At 73.2% G+C, this 19,513-nt stretch carries 14 protein-coding genes and 3 pseudogenes; 14 read left to right on the forward strand and 3 right to left on the reverse strand.

Annotation, left to right across the window (positions count from 1 at the left end; genetic code table 11):
- Window positions 1-304: 304 nt before the first annotated feature.
- Window positions 305-586: an HU family DNA-binding protein gene (locus FEF34_RS23865; protein WP_017947975.1), complete on the forward strand. Its 282-nt coding sequence runs from the start codon at window positions 305-307 to the stop codon at window positions 584-586.
- Between the two features lie 562 nt (window positions 587-1,148).
- On the opposite strand, the gene murA is transcribed toward FEF34_RS23865, so the two are convergent.
- Window positions 1,149-2,489, reverse strand: coding sequence for a UDP-N-acetylglucosamine 1-carboxyvinyltransferase (gene murA, locus FEF34_RS23870; protein WP_138054963.1), 1,341 nt, complete (start codon window positions 2,487-2,489; stop codon window positions 1,149-1,151).
- Between the two features lie 289 nt (window positions 2,490-2,778).
- Between murA and FEF34_RS23875 the strand changes: the two genes are divergently transcribed.
- The 7 genes and pseudogenes from FEF34_RS23875 to FEF34_RS23900 all read left to right on the forward strand — a co-directional run bounded on the left by FEF34_RS23875 (window position 2,779) and on the right by FEF34_RS23900 (window position 10,414).
- Window positions 2,779-3,339 carry a YqgE/AlgH family protein gene (locus FEF34_RS23875; protein ID WP_138054964.1) on the forward strand — a complete coding sequence of 187 codons (561 nt, stop codon included), beginning with the start codon at window positions 2,779-2,781 and terminating at the stop codon, window positions 3,337-3,339.
- Window positions 3,340-3,369: 30 nt separating this feature from the next.
- Window positions 3,370-3,657 carry a DUF3039 domain-containing protein gene (locus tag FEF34_RS23880; protein WP_138054965.1) on the forward strand — a complete coding sequence of 96 codons (288 nt, stop codon included), beginning with the start codon at window positions 3,370-3,372 and terminating at the stop codon, window positions 3,655-3,657.
- Window positions 3,658-4,000: 343 nt separating this feature from the next.
- Window positions 4,001-4,557 (forward strand): annotated as a pseudogene (locus tag FEF34_RS43125) (extracellular solute-binding protein); the annotation flags it as partial.
- Window positions 4,553-4,964, forward strand: a pseudogene (locus FEF34_RS23885) (family 20 glycosylhydrolase); the annotation flags it as partial. The pseudogenes FEF34_RS43125 and FEF34_RS23885, both read left to right, overlap by 5 nt.
- Before the next feature lie 286 nt (window positions 4,965-5,250).
- Window positions 5,251-6,129 carry an FAD binding domain-containing protein gene (locus FEF34_RS23890; RefSeq protein WP_138054966.1) on the forward strand — a complete coding sequence of 293 codons (879 nt, stop codon included), beginning with the start codon at window positions 5,251-5,253 and terminating at the stop codon, window positions 6,127-6,129.
- Window positions 6,126-8,114 (forward strand): 2Fe-2S iron-sulfur cluster-binding protein, encoded by a 1,989-nt coding sequence (locus tag FEF34_RS23895; protein ID WP_138054967.1) that lies wholly within the window; start codon window positions 6,126-6,128, stop codon window positions 8,112-8,114. The genes FEF34_RS23890 and FEF34_RS23895 overlap by 4 nt, the downstream gene beginning before the upstream one ends.
- Window positions 8,111-10,414, forward strand: coding sequence for a xanthine dehydrogenase family protein molybdopterin-binding subunit (locus tag FEF34_RS23900; RefSeq protein WP_138054968.1), 2,304 nt, complete (start codon window positions 8,111-8,113; stop codon window positions 10,412-10,414). Before FEF34_RS23895 ends, FEF34_RS23900 begins: the two co-directional genes overlap by 4 nt.
- 146 nt (window positions 10,415-10,560) lie before the next feature.
- On the opposite strand, the gene FEF34_RS23905 is transcribed toward FEF34_RS23900, so the two are convergent.
- Complete coding sequence (locus FEF34_RS23905; RefSeq protein ID WP_138054969.1) at window positions 10,561-10,944, reverse strand: VOC family protein; 384 nt, start codon at window positions 10,942-10,944, stop codon at window positions 10,561-10,563.
- Window positions 10,945-11,323: 379 nt separating this feature from the next.
- Between FEF34_RS23905 and FEF34_RS23910 the strand changes: the two genes are divergently transcribed.
- From FEF34_RS23910 to FEF34_RS23925, 4 genes are all read left to right on the forward strand, one after another.
- A complete protein-coding gene (locus FEF34_RS23910) occupies window positions 11,324-12,817 on the forward strand; it encodes an MFS transporter (RefSeq protein ID WP_234042537.1) in 1,494 nt (497 codons plus the stop codon).
- Between the two features lie 426 nt (window positions 12,818-13,243).
- Window positions 13,244-15,028 carry a DEAD/DEAH box helicase gene (locus FEF34_RS23915; protein WP_138054971.1) on the forward strand — a complete coding sequence of 595 codons (1,785 nt, stop codon included), beginning with the start codon at window positions 13,244-13,246 and terminating at the stop codon, window positions 15,026-15,028.
- A 704-nt stretch (window positions 15,029-15,732) separates the two neighbouring features.
- Window positions 15,733-16,374 (forward strand): IclR family transcriptional regulator, encoded by a 642-nt coding sequence (locus FEF34_RS23920; protein ID WP_138054972.1) that lies wholly within the window; start codon window positions 15,733-15,735, stop codon window positions 16,372-16,374.
- A gap of 134 nt (window positions 16,375-16,508) precedes the next feature.
- On the forward strand, window positions 16,509-17,306 hold the full coding sequence (locus FEF34_RS23925; protein ID WP_138054973.1) for a S16 family serine protease: 798 nt from the start codon (window positions 16,509-16,511) through the stop codon (window positions 17,304-17,306).
- Window positions 17,307-17,542: 236 nt separating this feature from the next.
- Here the strand turns inward: FEF34_RS23925 and FEF34_RS23930 are convergent, their stop codons facing one another.
- Complete coding sequence (locus tag FEF34_RS23930) at window positions 17,543-18,016, reverse strand: Lrp/AsnC family transcriptional regulator (RefSeq protein WP_138054974.1); 474 nt, start codon at window positions 18,014-18,016, stop codon at window positions 17,543-17,545.
- A gap of 122 nt (window positions 18,017-18,138) precedes the next feature.
- Between FEF34_RS23930 and hppD the strand changes: the two genes are divergently transcribed.
- Both hppD and FEF34_RS43720 read left to right on the forward strand, forming a co-directional pair.
- Window positions 18,139-19,284, forward strand: coding sequence for a 4-hydroxyphenylpyruvate dioxygenase (hppD, locus tag FEF34_RS23935; protein ID WP_138054975.1), 1,146 nt, complete (start codon window positions 18,139-18,141; stop codon window positions 19,282-19,284).
- 94 nt (window positions 19,285-19,378) lie between these two features.
- A pseudogene (locus FEF34_RS43720) lies at window positions 19,379-19,465 on the forward strand (hypothetical protein); the annotation flags it as partial.
- Window positions 19,466-19,513: the final 48 nt, after the last annotated feature.

Below are 19,513 nucleotides of genomic sequence, written 5' to 3' on the forward strand. Positions count from 1 at the left end.
GGACCATGGGCCCGCTACGGGCCGCACGACTTCGGAGGATCCGTCCTCCGGAGGTCTTTCGGACCGTCTCGGCTCCGTGGAGTCCGCAGGGAGTCGACGGAACGTCACCGGAACGAGCCAGTGGCGCTTTTCGTGTGACTCCGGAGGGTGCCGGATTGGCTTTCCCGCCGCTGGTGGGGGCAGGATGCTCAATTGGGCGCGAGGGTCTGACGGCAGACCCGGGTCCGGGGAACTGTCCGAGGGCCCTGGCAGCATCGGCTTCGATCTCACGCCTCACAGGCAAGAAGAACACGGGAGTAAGAACATGAACCGCAGTGAGCTGGTGGCCGCGCTGGCCGACCGTGCCGAGGTGACCCGCAAGGACGCCGACGCTGTGCTGGCCGCCTTCGCCGAGGTCGTCGGCGAGATCGTCGCCAAGGGCGACGAGAAGGTCACCATCCCCGGTTTCCTGACCTTCGAGCGCACCCACCGTGCCGCTCGCACCGCTCGTAACCCGCAGACCGGCGACCCGATCCAGATCCCGGCCGGCTACAGCGTGAAGGTCTCCGCGGGCTCCAAGCTCAAGGAAGCCGCGAAGGGCAAGTAAGCCTCAGAGCGCGAGGGCGGCCACTTCCCGTCGGGGGGTGGCCGCCCTCGCGCTGTCGGGGGCCGCGAGGGACCACGGCGCTCCCGCTCACGGCCTCGCGCGCCGGGGTCGCCGAGGAGGCGCCTCAAGGAGGCGTGCGTTGCCCACCATGGCGGCGGGCGGGGCGCGCGGGACCGTGCGCGGCCCCGCGCGCCGACGCGTGAGGCCTTCGGTGCGGGTGAGGGCGTGTCCCCCGTGCGCGGTGCCAGGGCAGTGGGCGCGCGGGGCCGGCCGCGCAGGGAGGAGCGTGTCTGCGGCCGCGTGCGGGGGCGGGTGCGGCCTGCGGTCGGGTGCGGAGGCCGGGTGCGGACGGTGACTGTCCGTGGTGGTGCCGGGATGGGGCCCGCGCAGGGCGGTGCGGCCTGCGCAGTCCGTGTACGGAGGCGCCCGTACGCGATCGCGCGCGGAGGCAGCGCCACGGTCGCGCAGGGACGGGGCGCCCGCCTCCGTCGCGTACGGGAACGCGCCGAACGCCGGTCCGGGCCGCTGGGCGGCCGGACGGCGCTCGGAGAAGCGGGTGGGGTCAGACGACCGCGCCGCGCGGCAACTCGACCTTCGCTCCGAGCTCGACGAGCTTCTCCATGAAGTTCTCGTAGCCGCGGTTGATCAGGTCGATGCCGTGCACCCGGGACGTGCCCTGCGCCGCCAGCGCCGCGATCAGGTACGAGAAACCGCCGCGCAGGTCGGGGATCACCAGATCCGAGCCCTGGAGCTTCGTCGGGCCGGACACGACCGCCGAGTGCAGGAAGTTCCGCTGGCCGAAGCGGCAGTCCGAGCCGCCCAGGCACTCCCGGTACAGCTGGATGTGCGCACCCATCTGGTTGAGCGCCGAGGTGAAGCCGAGCCGCGACTCGTACACCGTCTCGTGCACGATCGACAGGCCCGCCGCCTGCGTGAGCGCCACCACCAGGGGCTGCTGCCAGTCCGTCTGGAAGCCGGGGTGCACGTCGGTCTCCAGGGCGATCGCGTTGAGGGAGCCGCCCGGGTGCCAGAAGCGGATGCCCTCGTCGTCGATCTCGAAGGCGCCGCCGACCTTCCGGTAGGTGTTGAGGAAGGTCATCATCGAGCGCTGCTGCGCGCCGCGCACGTAGATGTTGCCCTCGGTCGCCAGCGCCGCCGAGGCCCAGGACGCCGCCTCCAGCCGGTCCGGGAGCGCCCGGTGGGTGTAGCCGCCGAGGCGGTCCACACCGGTGATCCGGATGGTCCGGTCGGTGTCCATCGAAATGATCGCGCCCATTTTCTGCAGGACGCAGATCAGGTCCTCGATCTCCGGCTCCACCGCCGCGTTCGACAGCTCCGTGACGCCCTCCGCCAGCACCGCGGTCAGCAGCACCTGCTCGGTGGAGCCGACCGACGGGTACGGCAGGCGGATCTTGCATCCGCGAAGCCGCTGCGGGGCCTCCAGGTACTGCCCGTCCGCCCGCTTCTCGATCTTCGCGCCGAACTGCCGCAGCACGTCGAAGTGGAAGTCGATCGGCCGGCCGCCGATGTCGCAGCCGCCCAGACCCGGGATGAAGGCGTGCCCGAGCCGGTGCAGCAGCGGGCCGCAGAACAGGATCGGGATGCGCGAGGAACCGGCGTGGGCATCGATGTCCGCGACGTTCGCGCTCTCGACGTGCGTCGGGTCGAGCACCAGTTCGCCGGGCTCGTCCCCGGGCCGCACCGTCACGCCGTGCAGCTGCAGCAGCCCGCGCACCACCCGCACGTCGCGGATGTCGGGCACGTTGCGCAGCCGGCTCGGCTCGCTGCCGAGCAGCGCGGCGACCATAGCCTTCGGCACCAGGTTCTTGGCGCCGCGGACGCGGATCTCGCCCTCCAGCGGGGCTCCGCCGTGGACAAGCAGTACATCGTCTGTGCCGGTCATGAATCTCGCGTTCCGGAGGGTCCTCCCAGTGGAGCCGGGGGAGGAGTTCGGGCAGGGGCCAGAGAAAAGGTTAAGGCCCTCCTACCCCTGTCCCGTAAGGCCAAGGGCACATCGCAGGTGTAATGAATTCGGCACAATACGTTCTGTTTCGGTGCGTGTTCGGAGGGTCACCATCCGCTTCGCTGCGGCGGGCGCGCCCTCCCGCTGCCGCGGTGCGCCCTGAGCTGCGTCGGTCCGGACCGGGACGCCCGCTCCCCGCGGAGGGCGAAGATGCGGGATCATGTCTCCCATGACCGAGGTGTCCTCCCTCACAGGGCGGCTGCTCGTCGCCACTCCGGCCCTCGCGGACCCGAACTTCGACCGCGCGGTGCTGCTCCTGCTCGACCACGACGAGGAGGGATCCCTCGGCGTGGTCCTCAACCGGCCCACTCCCGTCGGCGTCGGCGACATCCTGGAGCCCTGGGCGGGTCTGGCCGGTGAGCCCGGCGTGGTCTTCCAGGGCGGTCCCGTCTCCCTCGACTCGGCGCTCGGCCTCGCCGTCATCCCCGGTGACGAGGGGCCGCTCGGCTGGCGCAGGGTCCACGGGGCGATCGGCCTCGTCGACCTGGAGGCCCCGCCCGAGCTGCTCGCCGCCTCGCTGGGTTCGCTGCGGATCTTCGCGGGTTACGCGGGCTGGGGTCCGGGTCAGCTGGAGGACGAGCTGAGCGAGGGTGCCTGGTACGTCGTGGAGTCCGAGCCCGGTGACGTCTCCTCCCCGCGGCCGGAGTCGCTGTGGCGGTCCGTGCTTCGACGGCAGCGCAGCGAACTCGCGATGGTGGCCACCTATCCGGACGACCCGTCGCTGAACTGAATCCGCGCGGCTTGAGTACCCTTGGCACCTATGAGCACTCTCGAGCCCGAGCGCGGGGCAGGTACGGGCACCCTCGTGGAGCCGACACCCCAGGTGTCGCACGGCGACGGCGACCACGAGCGCTTCGCCCATTACGTCCAGAAGGACAAGATCATGGCGAGTGCCCTCGACGGCACTCCCGTGGTGGCACTGTGCGGCAAGGTCTGGGTGCCGGGGCGCGACCCCAAGAAGTACCCGGTGTGCCCGATGTGCAAGGAGATCTACGAGTCCATGGGCTCCGGTGGGGACAAGGACAAGGGCGGCAAGGACAAGAAGTAGCCGGACGGCCGGTCCGCCGGCCTCCGGACCTCCTTCCGGCTCGGGGACGGCCTCCGGGGCGCACCGCGCTGGTGCGTCCCGGAGGCCGTTCGTGTCGTCCGGCTCCCGTGCGGTGTCTCCCCGGCCCCGCCCGTCGGGGTGCCGTTGCCCGCCGGCGTCCCGTTGCGGGCCGCGCGTCCGCCGGTCACGGAGTGGTTGAGACCTCTTGTCGCTGCCATGGGGCAGCCCTGATCTCCTGCGCGCTGTGCATCGCGAGAGAGGTCTCGCACAGGTTGCGGCGTGCCGCCGGAGGGGGTCCGCCGTGAAGCTTCCCGCCCGCATGGCCCCCCCCGTCACCGCCCTTGCCCTGTACTACCGCGCCGACGTCTTCACGGACCTCGGTGTCCGGCCGCCCAGGACCCCCCGGGCCGGGCCCGTCTCCGTCGCGAAGAAGGTCCGCAAGGCGCGGCCCGAGCTGTACGGACTCGCCGTCGGCGGCGCGTACACCTGCGGCACCATGCCGTTCATCCGGGCGAACGGTGGTGAGCCGGCGGCGAGCGGCGGCACGTACGAGGGCCGTCGACAACCCGCAGGCGGGCAACGGCATCGAGGCGTACACCTCGCCGTTTCGGGGAAGACGGCTGCCCGGCCGTCAAGTGCGCGTCGATGGGCGGCAACGCGACCGTCGCCGCGTTCGCCCCCGGCAAGGCGGCGACGGCGATCGGCGATGACTTCAGCCACCCGGCCGTCGGGGCGGGCGGGGTGAAGGGCGAGTACGCGGTCGTCCCGCTGCCCGCTGCCCGCTGCCTGCTGCCCGCTGTCACCGATGGCTCGAACGCTCCGGCCTTCACGGCCGGCAGCAACATCGGCGTACTGAAAAGCAGTTCGCACCGCACGCTCGCGGTGGACCTCATGAGTCGACGCGTACCCGGAGCTCGGAAACACCGACGTCGCCGACACCGCCGCCCTGTCCGTCCGGGACAACTGGGGCGTCAGCCCGCACGTCCTCGCCCCCACCGAGACCACCCTCCGCTTCTACACAGGGGTCTTCGAGGAGGTCCTGGAGCTCTTCCCCGCCTCCGTCTCCCCGTTCCTCCGCATCGGGGGCGACGAGTGCCCCAAGGGCCAGTGGAAGGCGTCCCCGGCCGCCCGAACTGCCCGCCCCCCGCCGGCCGGGACTCCGCGGACTTCGAGCGGCGTATGTCCGCCCACTGCGCCCGGCTTGACGTGCTCGGCGTCGACTACCGGCCGCTGGGGGCCCGTTGCCGTGGCAGAGGCGACCGGGCGTGCTCGGACGCCCGATCGAGGGGGCGCCCCCAAACGTGTGAGCCCTGCCCCAACGTGGTGTTCCGGATACGGCTCCCTGGGACCGTGGAAGCTCACGGGGAAAAGTCGTATTAGGAACGCCTTGGGTCGGCAATCCGCTTGTGACGGCAACGGCGTAGCAATTCGGGCATTTCCCCTCTTTGGCGAGATTCAGGGCGAATGCGTCCTTCGCGGACCCCCGCGCCGGACCGCTCGCAAGATGTGCCAGAGTTGCCACGTCCGGGCTGTGAGCACGTACGGTACGGCAACACAGGCGGACAGCCGGGACACCGGGAAGGGGCAGCTGGGTTGACCACGCACGCACCGCAGGCGGCGCAGTCCGTGACGCTGCCGGCCTCGCTCGACGAGGCCGTGGCGGCGCTCACCGCCATGCCCGCCGCTGTGCCGGTCGCAGGCGGCACGGACCTGATGGCTGCCGTCAACAAGGGCCGGCTCAGGCCCGCGGGCCTCGTCGGGCTCGGCCGCATCAACGAGATCCGCGGCTGGCAGTACCAGGACGGCCACGCCCTGCTCGGCGCCGGACTCACCCACTCCCGGATGGGCCGGCCCGACTTCGCCGCGCTCATCCCGGCGCTCGCCGCCTCCGCCCGGGCCGCCGGACCCCCGCAGATCCGCAACGCGGGCACCCTCGGCGGCAACATCGTCACCGCCGCTCCCACCGGCGACGCGCTGCCGGTGCTGGCCGCCCTGGAGGCCGACCTGGTCATCGCGGGACCGGGCGGGGCGACCCGAGAGGTCCCCGTATCCCATCTGCTGGCCGGTCGCGAAATGCTGGGTCCGGCCGAGCTGATCGGCTTCGTGCGGGTTCCGCTCCTGCACGCCCCGCAGGTGTTCCTCAAGGCCACCGGGCGCACCGGCCCCGGCCGGGCCACCGCATCCGTCGCCGTCGTCCTCGACCCGGCGCGGCGCGGGGTGCGCTGCGCGGTCGGCGCGATCGCTCCGATGCCGCTGCGTCCGCTGGAGGCGGAGCGCTGGATCGCCTCGCTGATCGACTGGGACGGCGAGCGCGGACTCGCCCCCGAGGCGCTTGCCGCGTTCGGTGAGTACGTGGCGGCCGCCTGCATCCCGGACCAGGAGGGCGAAGAGCAACCGCCGCCCGCGGTCCTGCATCTGCGGCGCGTGGTCGCCGCGCTGGCCCGACGAGCGCTGGGGAGGGCACTGTCGTGAGCTCCGAGGAGAACGAGTCCCGGGACGCCGCCCCGCACGGTGGCGGCTGGCGGCCGATCCCGCAGGGCGGCGAGTACGACGCCGAGGCCACGGCCTTCGTCCAGCTGCCGCCCGAGGACATGCTCGACGCACCGCTCGCCGCCCCCGGCCACGGTTATGTGCCCCCGCAGATCCCGCCCGCGGCCGCGGGCGGCTGGACCGTTCCGGAGCAGACGTCGGACGGCGAGGCGCCGCACCCCTGGACGGAGCCGGAGGCGGGGCGGTCCCGGAACCCCTACGATCCGTACGCCGGGCAGCAGCCGTACGCCGGTCCCGGTCCGCAGGGCGGACAGGGTCCCCGGGGCGGCCGCGAACCGCACGACGCGTACGGCGCGCAGGACCCGCACGGCGCCCCCCAGGCGTACGCCTCACAGGGTCCGTACGGCGAGGGCGAGTCGCACGGCGCACAGGGCCCGTACGGCGAGGGCGAGTCGCACGCCGGGCACGAGGCGCAACCCGGCCGCGGTCCGCGGGGCGCCGGGGACCCCCGTGGCGGCGAGGGCGCCCAAGACCCGCACGCCACGGGTCAGTGGACGTTCCCGGAAGCGGAGCAGTCGTCGTCCGGCCCGGCTGCGGCACCCGCCACGGGAGACCTGACCGGCCGGTGGACCATCCCGGTCGCCCAGGGGGACATCCCGGAGGAATCGGGCGAGTTCACGACGTCCGCCCTGGCCGCCCAGTGGGGCGGCCGTACCCCGCCGGCCACCCTGCCGGGCGGCGCGCCCGCCCCGTGGGCCACCACGCCCGTCGGCGGCACCCCGGCGGAGGGCACCCCCGTCGGCGGTACACCCGCCTCCGGCACGCCGGTGCCCGGAGCCGACCACCCCGCCACCCTCCCCGGCGGCGCGCCCGCCCCCTGGGCGACCGAGGCGTACCCCGCCCGCGAGGAGCAGGCCGGCCCCGCCGCCGACCCCCGCGCCGGGCAGCCCTCCGACGAATCCCGCGCCGGGCAGCCCTCCGACGAGCGGCACGGCCGGCGGGACGCCGAGACGCACCCGGGTGCCGGGGGTGACGCCTCCGAGGCCGTGGCCGACCCGGAGCAGAGCGCGGGAGACGCCGCGGGCCGCTCCGAAGCCGCCCCCGCCGAAGCCGGCCCCGCCGAAGTCGGCCCCATCGGAGCCGGCAGCGCCGAAGTCGGCCCCATCGGAGCCGGCAGCGCCGAAGTCGGCCCCATCGGAGCCGGCAGCGCCGAGGGTTCCGAGAACCGCGGAGCCCCGGAGTCCGACACGGCCCTGCAGGGCCCGCCCGGATCGCCCGCGGCCGGGGACACCGCCGACCCCGACGCCTCCGCTGCCGAGGAGGACCTCGCGGCCGCCACCGCGACGACGGCGAACGACGAGCACCCGCACACCTCGTACCTCCTGCGCGTGAACGGCGCCGACCGGCCCGTCACCGACGCGTGGATCGGCGAGTCCCTGCTCTACGTGCTGCGCGAGCGCCTCGGCCTCGCGGGTGCCAAGGACGGCTGCTCGCAGGGCGAGTGCGGCGCCTGCAACGTCCAGGTCGACGGCCGGCTCGTGGCCTCCTGCCTGGTGCCCGCGGCGACCGCGGCCGGTTCCGAGGTCCGCACCGTCGAGGGCCTGGCCACCGACGGGGAGCCCTCTGACGTCCAGCGGGCCCTCGCCGCCTGCGGAGCCGTCCAGTGCGGCTTCTGCATCCCAGGCATGGCCATGACCGTGCACGACCTGCTGGAGGGCAACCACGCCCCCACGGAAATCGAAACCCGCCAGGCCCTCTCAGGGAACCTCTGCCGCTGCTCCGGCTACCGGGGCGTCCTCGACGCCGTACGCGAGGTGGTCGCCGGACGCGAGGCGAGCGCCACAGCGGCCGCCGAAGCCGGCGACGAGGCCCGCGAGGGGACCCAGGACGGGGCCCGCATCCCGCACCAGGCGCCGCCGGGCGCCGGTAGTGTGCAGCCCCACCCGCACGACGGAGGCATGGTGTGAGCAACGACGCGGCGATCGCGGCCCCGGCGGTTGACGGCCCCGAACAGGAGTCGCCCGCTCACGGCCTCGGTGCCTCTCTCCCGCAGGCCGACGCCGGTGCCAAGACCGAGGGCACCTTCCCGTACGCCTCGGACCTGTGGGCCGAGGGTCTGCTCTGGGCGGCGATCCTGCGCTCGCCGCACCCACACGCCCGGATCACCGCCATCGACACCTCCGCCGCCGCCGGGATGCCCGGTGTGCGGGCCGTCGTCACCCACACCGACGTGCCCGGCGACGCCGCCTACGGGCGCGGGGTCGCCGACCGGCCCGTCTTCGCCTCCGACGTCGTCCGCCACCACGGGGAGGCCATCGCCGCGGTCGCCGCGGACCACCCCGACGCGGCCCGGCTCGCCGCCGCGGCGATCACCGTCGAGTACGAGGTACTCGAACCGGTCACCGACCCCGAGAAGGCTTTCGCCGCCGAGCCGCTGCATCCCGACGGCAACCTCGTCCGCCACATCCCGCTGAGCTACGGCGACCCGGACGTCAACGGAGAGGTCGTCGTCGAGGGGCTCTACCGCATCGGCCGCCAGGACCCCGCCCCCATCGGGGCCGAGGCCGGCCTCGCCGTGCCGCGCCCCGACGGCGGCGTCGAGCTCTACACCGCCTCCACCGACCCGCACACCGACCGCGACCTCGCGGCCGCCTGCTTCGGCCTGGAGAAGGAGCGGGTGAAGGTCGTCGTCACCGGCGTGCCCGGCGCGACCGGTGACCGGGAGGATCCGGGCTTCCAGATCCCGCTCGGGCTGCTCGCCCTGCGCACCGGCTGCCCGGTCAAGCTCGCCGCCACCCGCGAGGAGTCCTTCCTCGGCCACGCCCACCGCCACCCCGCACTGCTGCGCTACCGCCACCACGCCGACGCCCAAGGCAAGTTGCTGAAGGTCGAGGCGCAGATCCTGCTGGACGCGGGCGCGTACGCCGAGGCCTCCTCCGAGTCCCTCGCCGCCGCCGTCGCCTTCGCCTGCGGCCCGTACGTCGTGCCGCACGCCTTCATCGAGGGCTGGGCCGTCCGCACCAACAACCCGCCCTCCGGCCATGTGCGCGGAGAGGGTGCGCTTCAGGTCTGCGCCGCGTACGAGGCCCAGATGGACAAGCTGGCCGCGAAACTGGGCCAGGACCCTGCCGAGGTCCGGCTCCGCAACGTGCTCGCCACCGGCGACATCCTGCCCACCGGCCAGACCGTCACCTGTCCCGCGCCGGTCGCCGAACTGTTGCAGGCCGTCCGCGACTTCCCGCTCCCGCCGCTGCCCAAGGACACCCCCGAGGATGCCTGGCTGCTGCCCGGCGGACCCGAGGGCGCGGGCGAACCCGGCGCGGTGCGGCGCGGCGTCGGCTACGCGCTCGGCATGGTCCACATGCTCGGCGCGGAAGGCACCGACGAGGTGTCCACGGCCACGGTGAAGGTCCAGGACGGCATGGCCACGGTCATCTGCGCGGCCGTCGAGACCGGGCAGGGCTTCTCCACCCTCGCCCGTCAGATCGTGCAGGAGACGCTCGGCATCGAGGAGGTGCACGTCGCCTCCGTCGACACCGACCAGCCCCCGGCGGGCCCGGCCGCCCACGGGCGGCACACCTGGGTCTCCGGCGGCGCGGTCGAGCGTGCCGCCAAGATGGTCCGTACGCAGCTCCTGCAGCCGCTGGCCCACAAGTTCGGCATGTCCACCGAGCTGCTGCAGATCACCGACGGCAAGATCACCTCGTACGACGGCGTCCTGTCCACGACGGTCACCGAGGCCATGGACGGCAAGGAGCTCTGGGCCACCGCCCAGTGCCGTCCGCATCCCACCGAACCCCTCGACGACCACGGCCAGGGTGACGCGTTCGTCGGTCTCGCCTTCTGCGCGATCCGCGCGGTCGTCGACGTCGACATCGAACTCGGGTCGGTGCGCGTCGTGGAGATGGCCGTCGCCCAGGACGTGGGCCGCATCCTCAACCCGGCCCAGCTCGCCACCCGGATCGAGGCGGGCGTCACCCAGGGCATCGGTGCCGCGCTCACCGAGAACCTCCGCACCGCCCGCGGCCTGGTCCGCCACCCCGACCTCACGGGGTACGCCCTGCCGACGGCCCTCGACGCCCCCGACATCCGCATCGTCAAACTCGTCGAGGAGCGCGACGTGGTGGCCCCCTTCGGCGCGAAGGCGGCCAGTGCCGTCCCGGTCGTCACCTCCCCGGCCGCCGTCGCCTCCGCCGTCCGCGCGGCCACGGGCCGCCCGGTCAACCGGCTCCCGATCCGGCCGCAGGCGGCGGTGGCCACGCCGTAGCGGACCGGACCTCCCCGTACGGCACGCCGGAACTCATGCGCGGGTTCGGGCACCGACGCCGACGGGCCCCGGCCCCACGCGAACGGCCGGGCGGCCTTGCGCCGGGCACTCGGCGGCCGGAGCGGCCCGAGGCCGGGACGACGTGATCAGAGGGGCTGCAACCGGGCGTGCAGGAGGCAGAACTCGTTGCCTTCCGGGTCGGCCAGGACGTGCCAGTTCTCGTCGCCGGTCTGGCCGACGTCGGCGCGCCTGGCGCCGAGAGCGAGCAGCCTCTCCAACTCGGCTTCCTGGTCGCGATCGGTGGCGTTGACGTCGATGTGCAGTCGGAGCTTCCCGGTCCGCGGGGCGTTGCCGGGGCTGAGGACGAGGGTGGGCTGCGGTCCCCCGAAGCCGGCGTCGGGCGGACCGATCTCGATGCTTCCGTCGTCCTCCCGGCCCAGCTCGACGTAACCGAGGACCTGGCTCCAGAACACGGCGAGCCGCTCCGGATCGGCGCAGTCGATGACCAGTTCACTGATGCGACATGCCATGGCCGTCAGTGTACGTAGGCAAGTGGGAGAGCCGGCGTTCGCCCGCGTACGGGGGCGACGCGCTGTCGGCCACCGGCGCGGGCGGGGCGGCGCTCGAGGCGTGCGCGGTGGCCGCGATACGACTGGATAACGGCGTCCACGAAGCAGGCCCCACAGAGGAGTACGGCGTCGCGCCGAGGCGGCGCGGGGCCGGGCACCCGAACTCCCGGCCGTCCAGCCCGGACCGGGGCGCCCCCGGCGGCCGGAAGCGGGCCCACGGCCCCGCACCCCGGCGCCTGCGGACAGGGGTGGCGACGGGCAGTGCCTAGGACCAACGGCCGAGCCGAACCCCGCCCCACGACAGGGGCCACCCAGAACCATGCCCCTTACTCTTGAGCGCATGACAGCCCTCGAACAAGGTGACGCGGCCGGGACCGACGGCGCGGCGCTCAAGGAGGCCGGTGACGGCCGCGGCGGGACCGGGACCGCGACCGATGCCGGCGGCGTGCTCGGGCGCAGCCTGCGCGCCCTCAGTGTCGGCATCGTGTCCGTCGTCCTGCTGATCGCGTTCGAGGCGACCGCCGTCGGTACGGCCATGCCCGTGGCCGCGCGGGAGCTGGACGGCGTGCCGCTGTACGCGTTCGCCTTCTCCGCGTACTTCACGACCAGCCTGTTCGGCATGGTGCTGTCGGGGCAGTGGGCCGACCGCAGGGGCCCGCTCGGGCCGCTGACCGCCGGGATCACCGCCTTCGCCCTGGGGCTCCTGCTGTCCGGTACGGCCGCCACGATGTGGTACTTCATCGCCGGCCGGGCCGTCCAGGGGCTGGGCGGCGGTCTGGTGATCGTCGCGCTGTACGTCGTCGTCGGCCGGGCCTATCCGGAGCACCTGCGCCCGACGATCATGGCCGCGTTCGCCGCGAGCTGGGTGATCCCATCCGTCGTCGGACCGCTCGCGGCAGGCACGGTCACCGAACACCTCGGCTGGCGCTGGGTCTTCGTCGGTATCCCCGCTCTCGTCGTCGTCCCGCTCGCGCTCGCCCTGCCGGCGATACGGCGGCGGGCGTCGGGACCGGTGGACCCGGAGGCGCCCGTTCCGGCGCTGGATCGGCGCAGGATCAGGCTGGCGTTCGGGATCTCCCTCGGGGCGGGAGCACTCCAGTACGCGGCCCAGGACCTGCGGTGGTTCTCACTGGCCCCGGCCGCGGCGGGCGCCGCGCTGCTCGTGCCGGCCGCGCTCGGGCTGCTGCCGCGCGGCACGTTCCGCTCGGCGCGCGGGCTGCCGTCGGTGGTGCTGCTGCGTGGCGTGGCCGCCGGGTCGTTCATCGCCGCGGAGTCCTTCGTACCGCTGATGCTGGTGACCCAGCGCGGGCTGTCGCCGACGCTGGCCGGCCTGTCGCTCGCGGTGGGCGGGGCGACATGGGCGCTGGGATCCTTCGTCCAGTCCCGGCCCCGGCTGGAACCGTACCGGGAGCGGCTGACCGTCACCGGCATGGTGCTCGTCGCGGCGGCGATCGCGACCGCGCCGAGCGTGCTGGTCCCCTCCGTGCCGGTGTGGGTCGTCGGGGTCGCCTGGGGATGGGGCTGCTTCGGCATGGGCCTGGTCATCTCCTCCACCAGCGTGCTGCTGCTGAAGCTGTCGCCGCCCGCGGAGGCCGGCACCAACTCCGCCGCGCTCCAGATCTCCGACGGACTGTCGAACGTCCTCCTGCTGGCCGCGGGCGGCGCCGCCTTCGCCGCTCTGGGCGGGGGAGCGGCGGGCGGCCACGGTGTGGTCGCGGCAGCGGGGAACGCCGCCCACCCGGCCGCCTTCGCCGCCGTGTTCCTGCCCATGGCGGCGGTCGCGCTGCTCGGCGCCTGGGTTGCCACACGGCTGCACGAGCGCCGCGCCGACTGATGCCGGGTCCGCCCGGTCGGTGCCCGGTTCGGACCGTTCCGGTGCGTCGTGCCCGGCCCCGCGCCCGCCCCGAAGGTTCGCCGGCCACCGGTCCTGTCCGGTGACGGTCCGCCGGCCGGGCTGTCGCCGCACCCGCTCCCGAAGGTCCGCCGGCCACCGCCCCGTCCGGCGCGGAGAACCGGCCTCGATCCGGGGCGCTCCGGTACCGGGGGCTTACGGCGGACGTCCAGCGCACGCCGACCGGGGGCGACGGGTGACGGACGGTCACACCGCCCTGGGCCGCCGGACGCCCGGAACCCGCGGTCTGTGAGGCGGGTCTCACCCCTTCCCCGCGCGGCCGGTTAAGGCCCTCCCGGGAGCGGCCGCACCGGTAGGGTGGCCCGGTTGTCGTACGTAACGCCGTAGCCCTGCCTCGAACCGGAGACCGTGTCTACTACCGCCTCCCACCACCTCTCACCCGCCTATCCCGGCCGTGCCCCCTGGGGTACGGCCAACAAGCTGCGCGCCTGGCAGCAGGGCGCCATGGAGAAGTACGTCCAGGAACAGCCCCGTGACTTCCTCGCGGTGGCGACGCCCGGCGCCGGCAAGACGACGTTCGCGCTCACCCTCGCCTCCTGGCTGCTGCACCACCACGTCGTGCAGCAGATCACCGTGGTCGCGCCGACCGAGCATCTGAAGAAGCAGTGGGCGGCCGCGGCCGCGCGGATAGGCATCAAGCTCGACCCCGACTACAGCGCCGGTCCGCTGAGCAAGGAGTACGACGGGGTCGCCGTCACCTACGCCGGTGTCGGCGTGCGCCCGATGCTGCACCGCAACCGCAGCGAGCAGCGCAAGACCCTCGTCATCCTCGACGAGATCCACCACGCCGGCGACTCCAAGTCGTGGGGCGAGGCGTGCCTGGAGGCGTTCGAACCCGCCACCCGCCGGCTCGCCCTCACCGGTACGCCCTTCCGCTCCGACACCAATCCCATCCCCTTCGTCACGTACGAGGAGGGGAACGACGGCATCCGCCGCTCGGCGGCGGACTACACGTACGGCTACGGCAACGCCCTCGCCGACGGCGTCGTCCGTCCCGTGATCTTCCTGTCCTACAGCGGCAACATGCGCTGGCGCACCAAGGCCGGCGACGAGGTCGCCGCCCGGCTCGGTGAGCCGATGACCAAGGACGCCGTCTCCCAGGCCTGGCGCACCGCGCTCGATCCGCGCGGCGACTGGATGCCGAACGTGCTGCGCGCCGCCGACCAGCGGCTGAGCGAGGTCAGAAAGGCCATCCCGGACGCGGGTGGGCTGGTCATCGCCTCCGATCAGGACTCGGCGCGCGCCTATGCGAAGCTCATCCGGGAGATCACCGGTACGAAGGCGACCGTCGTGCTGTCCGACGACGCGGGCGCCTCCAAGCGCATCGACGAGTTCAGCGGAAACCAGGACCGCTGGATGGTCGCCGTCCGGATGGTGTCCGAGGGCGTCGACGTCCCCCGGCTCGCGGTCGGCGTGTACGCCACCACCATCTCCACGCCCCTCTTCTTCGCCCAGGCCGTGGGCCGTTTCGTCCGGTCGCGGCGGCGCGGCGAGACGGCGTCGGTGTTCCTGCCGACGATCCCGATGCTGCTGAGCTTCGCGAACGAGATGGAGGTCGAGCGGGACCACGCGCTCGACCGGCCGAAGAAGGAGGGGGAGGAGGACCCCTACGCCGAGTCCGAGCAGGAGATGGACGAGGCGAACAAGCAGCAGGACGAGGACACCGGCGAACAGGACATGCTGCCCTTCGAGGCGCTGGAGTCCGACGCCGTCTTCGACCGGGTGATGTACAACGGCGCCGAATTCGGTATGCAGGCCCACCCGGGCAGCGAGGAGGAGCAGGACTACCTGGGCATTCCGGGGCTGCTGGAGCCGGACCAGGTGCAACTGCTGCTGCAGAAGCGGCAGGCGCGGCAGATCGCGCACAGCCGCAGGAAGCCGGACGCGGAGGCGGATCTGCTCGAACTGCCCGCAGAGCGCCGGCCCGTGGTCTCGCACAAGGAACTGCTGGAGTTGCGGAAGCAGCTGAACACGATGGTGGGCGCGTACGTCCATCAGAGCGGCAAGCCGCACGGAGTGATCCACACCGAGCTGCGGAGGGTGTGCGGGGGGCCGCCGAGCGCGGAGGCGACGGCGGGGCAGATCCGGGAACGGATCAAGAAGGTGCAGGAGTGGGCCACGCGTATGCGGTGAGCGTACGCGGAAGCCGACGCCGTTGCGTGGGCGCACGGAGGGGCGACGCCCGCGAGGTGGGCGTCAGGGGCCGACGCCGTTGCGGTGGGCACACGGAGGCGCCCGTGCGCTGGGCGTCAGGGGTCGACGCTCGTGCGGTGGGCGCACGGAGGGGTCGACGCCCGTGCGCTGAGCGTCTGGGGTCGACACTCGTGCGGTGGGCGCACGGACGGCTGACGGGCTCGGCCGGATCGCCCGGGCCCCTTCGCGCTTCCGTACGCCGCCGGTCGCACGGTGGCCCCGGTTCGCGCACTCGACCACCCGTGCACTGAGGCGCGGAACACTCCGCACACCGAAGCATGGGACACCCGGGCGGTGTCCCCGGGGCGGTGCCGAGGACGCCGTCGCACGCCGAGCAGGCCCGCGCGGAGAGTCCTCTTCGGCGGAGGCCGAAGAGGAAGGTATCCCGTGAAGTCGCTGGTCGTCCCGACTTGCCCGTCGATAGAGGACGTCATGGGCCTTCGGCGCCCGGATTCTGGACGAGGTCTTCCGCTGAGCGAACCGGCTCGCTACTGTCCCCGCAAATGAAACGCCCCGTGGCAGCGCCGCCGCGGAGCGCAGCCGGTGTGCCATGGCCTGCCGGCGGCCTCTCCGTGCGTCGCCGATGGGACCGGTGCCGCTGGCCGCGAGAGCGTCGCCGCACTCATCTCGAAGGAGAGGGCGTCGTGACCGCGGAGACCTCCCAGACGCTCGACAGAGGACTGCGCGTCCTCAAACTGCTCGCTGACACCGACCACGGTCTGACCGTGACCGAACTGTCCAACCGGCTCGGCGTCAACAGGACCGTCGTCTACCGTCTGCTCGCCACGCTCGAGCAGCACGCCCTGGTCCGCCGCGACTTGGGCGGCCGGGCCCGGGTGGGGCTGGGTGTGCTCCGCCTCGGCCGTCAGGTGCACCCACTGGTACGGGAGGCGGCGCTCCCGGCGCTGCGCTCGCTCGCCGAGGACATCGGCGCGACCGCCCATCTCACGCTGGTCGACGGGGCGGAGGCGCTCGCGGTGGCGGTCGTCGAACCGACGTGGACGGACTACCACGTGGCGTACCGGGCCGGGTTCCGTCACCCGCTGGACCGGGGAGCCGCCGGCAAGGCGATCCTCGCCGCCCGCCAGGGAGGTCTCACCGAGCCCGCGTACACCCTCACGCACGGCGAACTGGAGGCGGGCGCGAGCGGAGCCGCCGCCGCACTCGTCGGGGTGACCGGCATAGAGGGCAGCGTCGGCGTCGTCATGCTGGCGGACTCGGTCCCCGAACGCGTGGGACCGCGAGTGGTGGACGCGGCGCGCGAGGTCGCGGACGCGCTGCGCTGAGCGCCGGGCCGCCGCGGCCGCCGCGGCCGTCGGGCCGCCGAGCGGCCTTTGCGTCCCCGGCCGCGGGCGCGGGCCCGGTCGGACCGGGCCCGGCCCCGGTCCGGGGGCGCCGGGCGGACCGATACATTGACAGCGTGTTCTCTCGCCTCTCGCGTCTCTCCCGTCCCCGGGTCCTCGCCGTCTGCGCCGTGCCCGTCGCCGCGCTGCTGGCGGTGGCGGCGTTCGCGCCCCTGCCGTTCACCGTGGCCCAGCCCGGCCAGACCACGAACGTGCTGGGGTTCGACCGGGGCAAGCCGGTGATCACGATCACCGGAGCGCCGGTCCGGCCGACGCGGGGTCAGCTGCGGATGACGACCATCGTGGCGACCGGGCCCTCGGTCGACGTCGATCTCGGCGACGTGGCGGACGCGTGGATCCGGAAGGACCGGGCCGTGCTGCCGCACGACTCCGTCTACCCCTCCGGGCAGTCCGACGAGGAGATCGAGAAGCACAACACCGCCGAGATGCGGAAGTCCCAGAACAGCGCGGTGGACGCGGCCCTGGGCTACCTCAAGGAGGACCCGGCGAAGGTGAAGGTCACCCTGCACCTCGCCGATGTCGGCGGCCCGAGCGCGGGGCTCCTCTTCTCCCTCGGCATCGTGGACAAGCTCGCGGGCGACGGCGCGGGCGGTGATCTCACGGGCGGCCGGAACATCGCGGGCACGGGCACGATCGACGCCGACGGCAAGGTCGGTGCGGTCGGCGGGGTGGCCCTGAAGACCCAGGCCGCGGCGCGTGACGGCGCCACCGTGTTCCTCGTCCCGAAGGCGGAGTGCGCCATCGCGCAGGAGCAGTTGCCCGAGGGCATGACGCTGGTTCCGGTCACCGAGCTGACGGACGCGGTGTCGTCGCTCAAGGCCCTGCAGAAGGGCGGCGACGTCCCCAGGTGCTGACGGGCCGGTGGCGCGACGCCCCGCCCCTCGCCCTCCTCTCCGGAGTCCTTCCGGGCGCCTTGCCGGCCCTCCTTCCCGCCCTCCCCGCGGCCCTCCTCCCGGTCCTCCGCCTTCCGGGACCCGGCGCCCTCGCGCGCACCCTCGCCCATCCGGCCCCCCGCCCCACCCACCCCGCGGCGCGTGACGGCGCCGGAGGTCGGGCCGGGCCGCGGCGCCCCGGCATCTCCTCACCGGTGTCACCGGGCGTCCTCCGCGGCCTGCTCCACCAGCGGGATGATCCTCAGCGGCACCGGGTTCTCCATCACGATCGCCGTGGACGCCCGCACGATGCCCTCGAACCCGACGACGCGGTCGATCACCCGCTGGAGGTCCGCGTTGGACCGGGCGACCAGCCGGCACAGCATGTCGCCGTGACCGGTGGTCGTGTGCAGCTCCAGCACCTCGGGAACCGTGGCGAGGTACGCCCGTACGTCGGCCCCCTGCCCCTGCTTGATCTCCAGGGTCGCGAACGCGGTCACCGGATAGCCCAGGGCGGACGGGTCGACGTCCGGGCCGAAACCGCGGATGACCCCGTTCGACTGGAGCCGGTCCAGCCGCGCCTGGACGGTGCCGCGGGCGACCCCGAGCCGGCGCGAAGCCTCCAGGACCCCGATCCTGGGCTCCCGTGCGAGCAGCACGATGAGCCTGCCGTCCAGATGATCGATCGCCACACCAGCCTCCTGAGTGGTCATCCTGTACAGGTAGCCCGAACAAACCGGATCTCGACCAAGCATATTGCCCAGCAGATATACAAACTATTGCGCAGCTTGTGGATCGGCGGGAGTCTGCCGCCATGACTGAGACCCTGGATCACACCCCTGACACCGGCAGGCAGGCCGACCCCTTCCCGGTGAAGGGAATGGACGCGGTCGTCTTCGCCGTCGGCAACGCCAAGCAGGCCGCCCACTACTACTCCACGGCCTTCGGCATGAAGCTGGTCGCCTACGCGGGGCCGGAGACCGGCAGCCGGGAGACCGCCTCCTACGTCCTGGCCAACGGCTCCGCCCGCTTCGTGTTCACCTCCGTCATCAAGGCGTCCACCGACCAGGGCCGTTTCCTCGCCGAGCACGTCGCCGAGCACGGTGACGGCGTCGTCGACCTGGCCATCGAGGTGCCGGACGCCCGTGCCGCCTACGCCTACGCCACCGAGCACGGCGCCCGCGGCGTCCAGGAGCCCTACGAGCTCAAGGACGAGCACGGCACCGTCGTCCTCGCCGCCATCGCCACGTACGGCAAGACCCGCCACACCCTCGTGGACCGCTCCGGCTACAGCGGCCCGTACCTTCCGGGCTTCTCGGCGGCCGACCCGATCGTCGAGCCCCCGGCCAAGCGGACCTTCCAGGCCATCGACCACTGCGTGGGCAACGTCGAGCTGGGCAGGATGAACGAGTGGGTGGCCTTCTACAACAAGGTCATGGGCTTCACCAACATGAAGGAGTTCGTCGGCGACGACATCGCGACCGAGTACTCGGCGCTGATGTCCAAGGTCGTCGCGGACGGCACGCTGAAGGTGAAGTTCCCGATCAACGAGCCCGCGATCGCGAAGAAGAAGTCGCAGATCGACGAGTACCTCGAGTTCTACGGCGGGGCCGGCGTCCAGCACATCGCGCTCGCCACGAACGACATCGTCTCCACCGTGCGGGCGATGCGGGCGGCCGGGGTGCGGTTCCTGGACACGCCCGACTCGTACTACGACACCCTCGGCGAGTGGGTCGGCGACACCCGGGTGCCGATCGACACCCTTCGTGAGCTGAAGATCCTCGCGGACCGCGACGAGGACGGCTACCTGCTCCAGATCTTCACCAAGCCCGTGCAGGACCGGCCGACGGTCTTCTTCGAACTCATCGAACGACACGGTTCGATGGGCTTCGGCAAGGGCAACTTCAAGGCGCTCTTCGAGGCGATCGAGCGCGAGCAGGAGAAGCGCGGAAACCTCTGAGCCCGCAAGGAGTCCGGCTCCGTCCCCGCGGTCCCACGGAACCTGACCCGTGGGGCCGCGCGGCGTCCGGTACGGGGCTAGCTAGGGTCGCCTCATGGCCAGGATCAACGACGTCGGCGGCATGCAGGGCTTCGGGCCCATCGACACGGCCGACGACACGGAGCCCTTCCACGCCGACTGGGAGGCCCGGGTCTCGCGGCCCCCGCGGGCCGGCATCCGCCCGTCCGCC

Source organism: Streptomyces marianii (genome assembly GCF_005795905.1).
In the GTDB taxonomy this organism is placed as follows: domain Bacteria; phylum Actinomycetota; class Actinomycetes; order Streptomycetales; family Streptomycetaceae; genus Streptomyces; species Streptomyces marianii.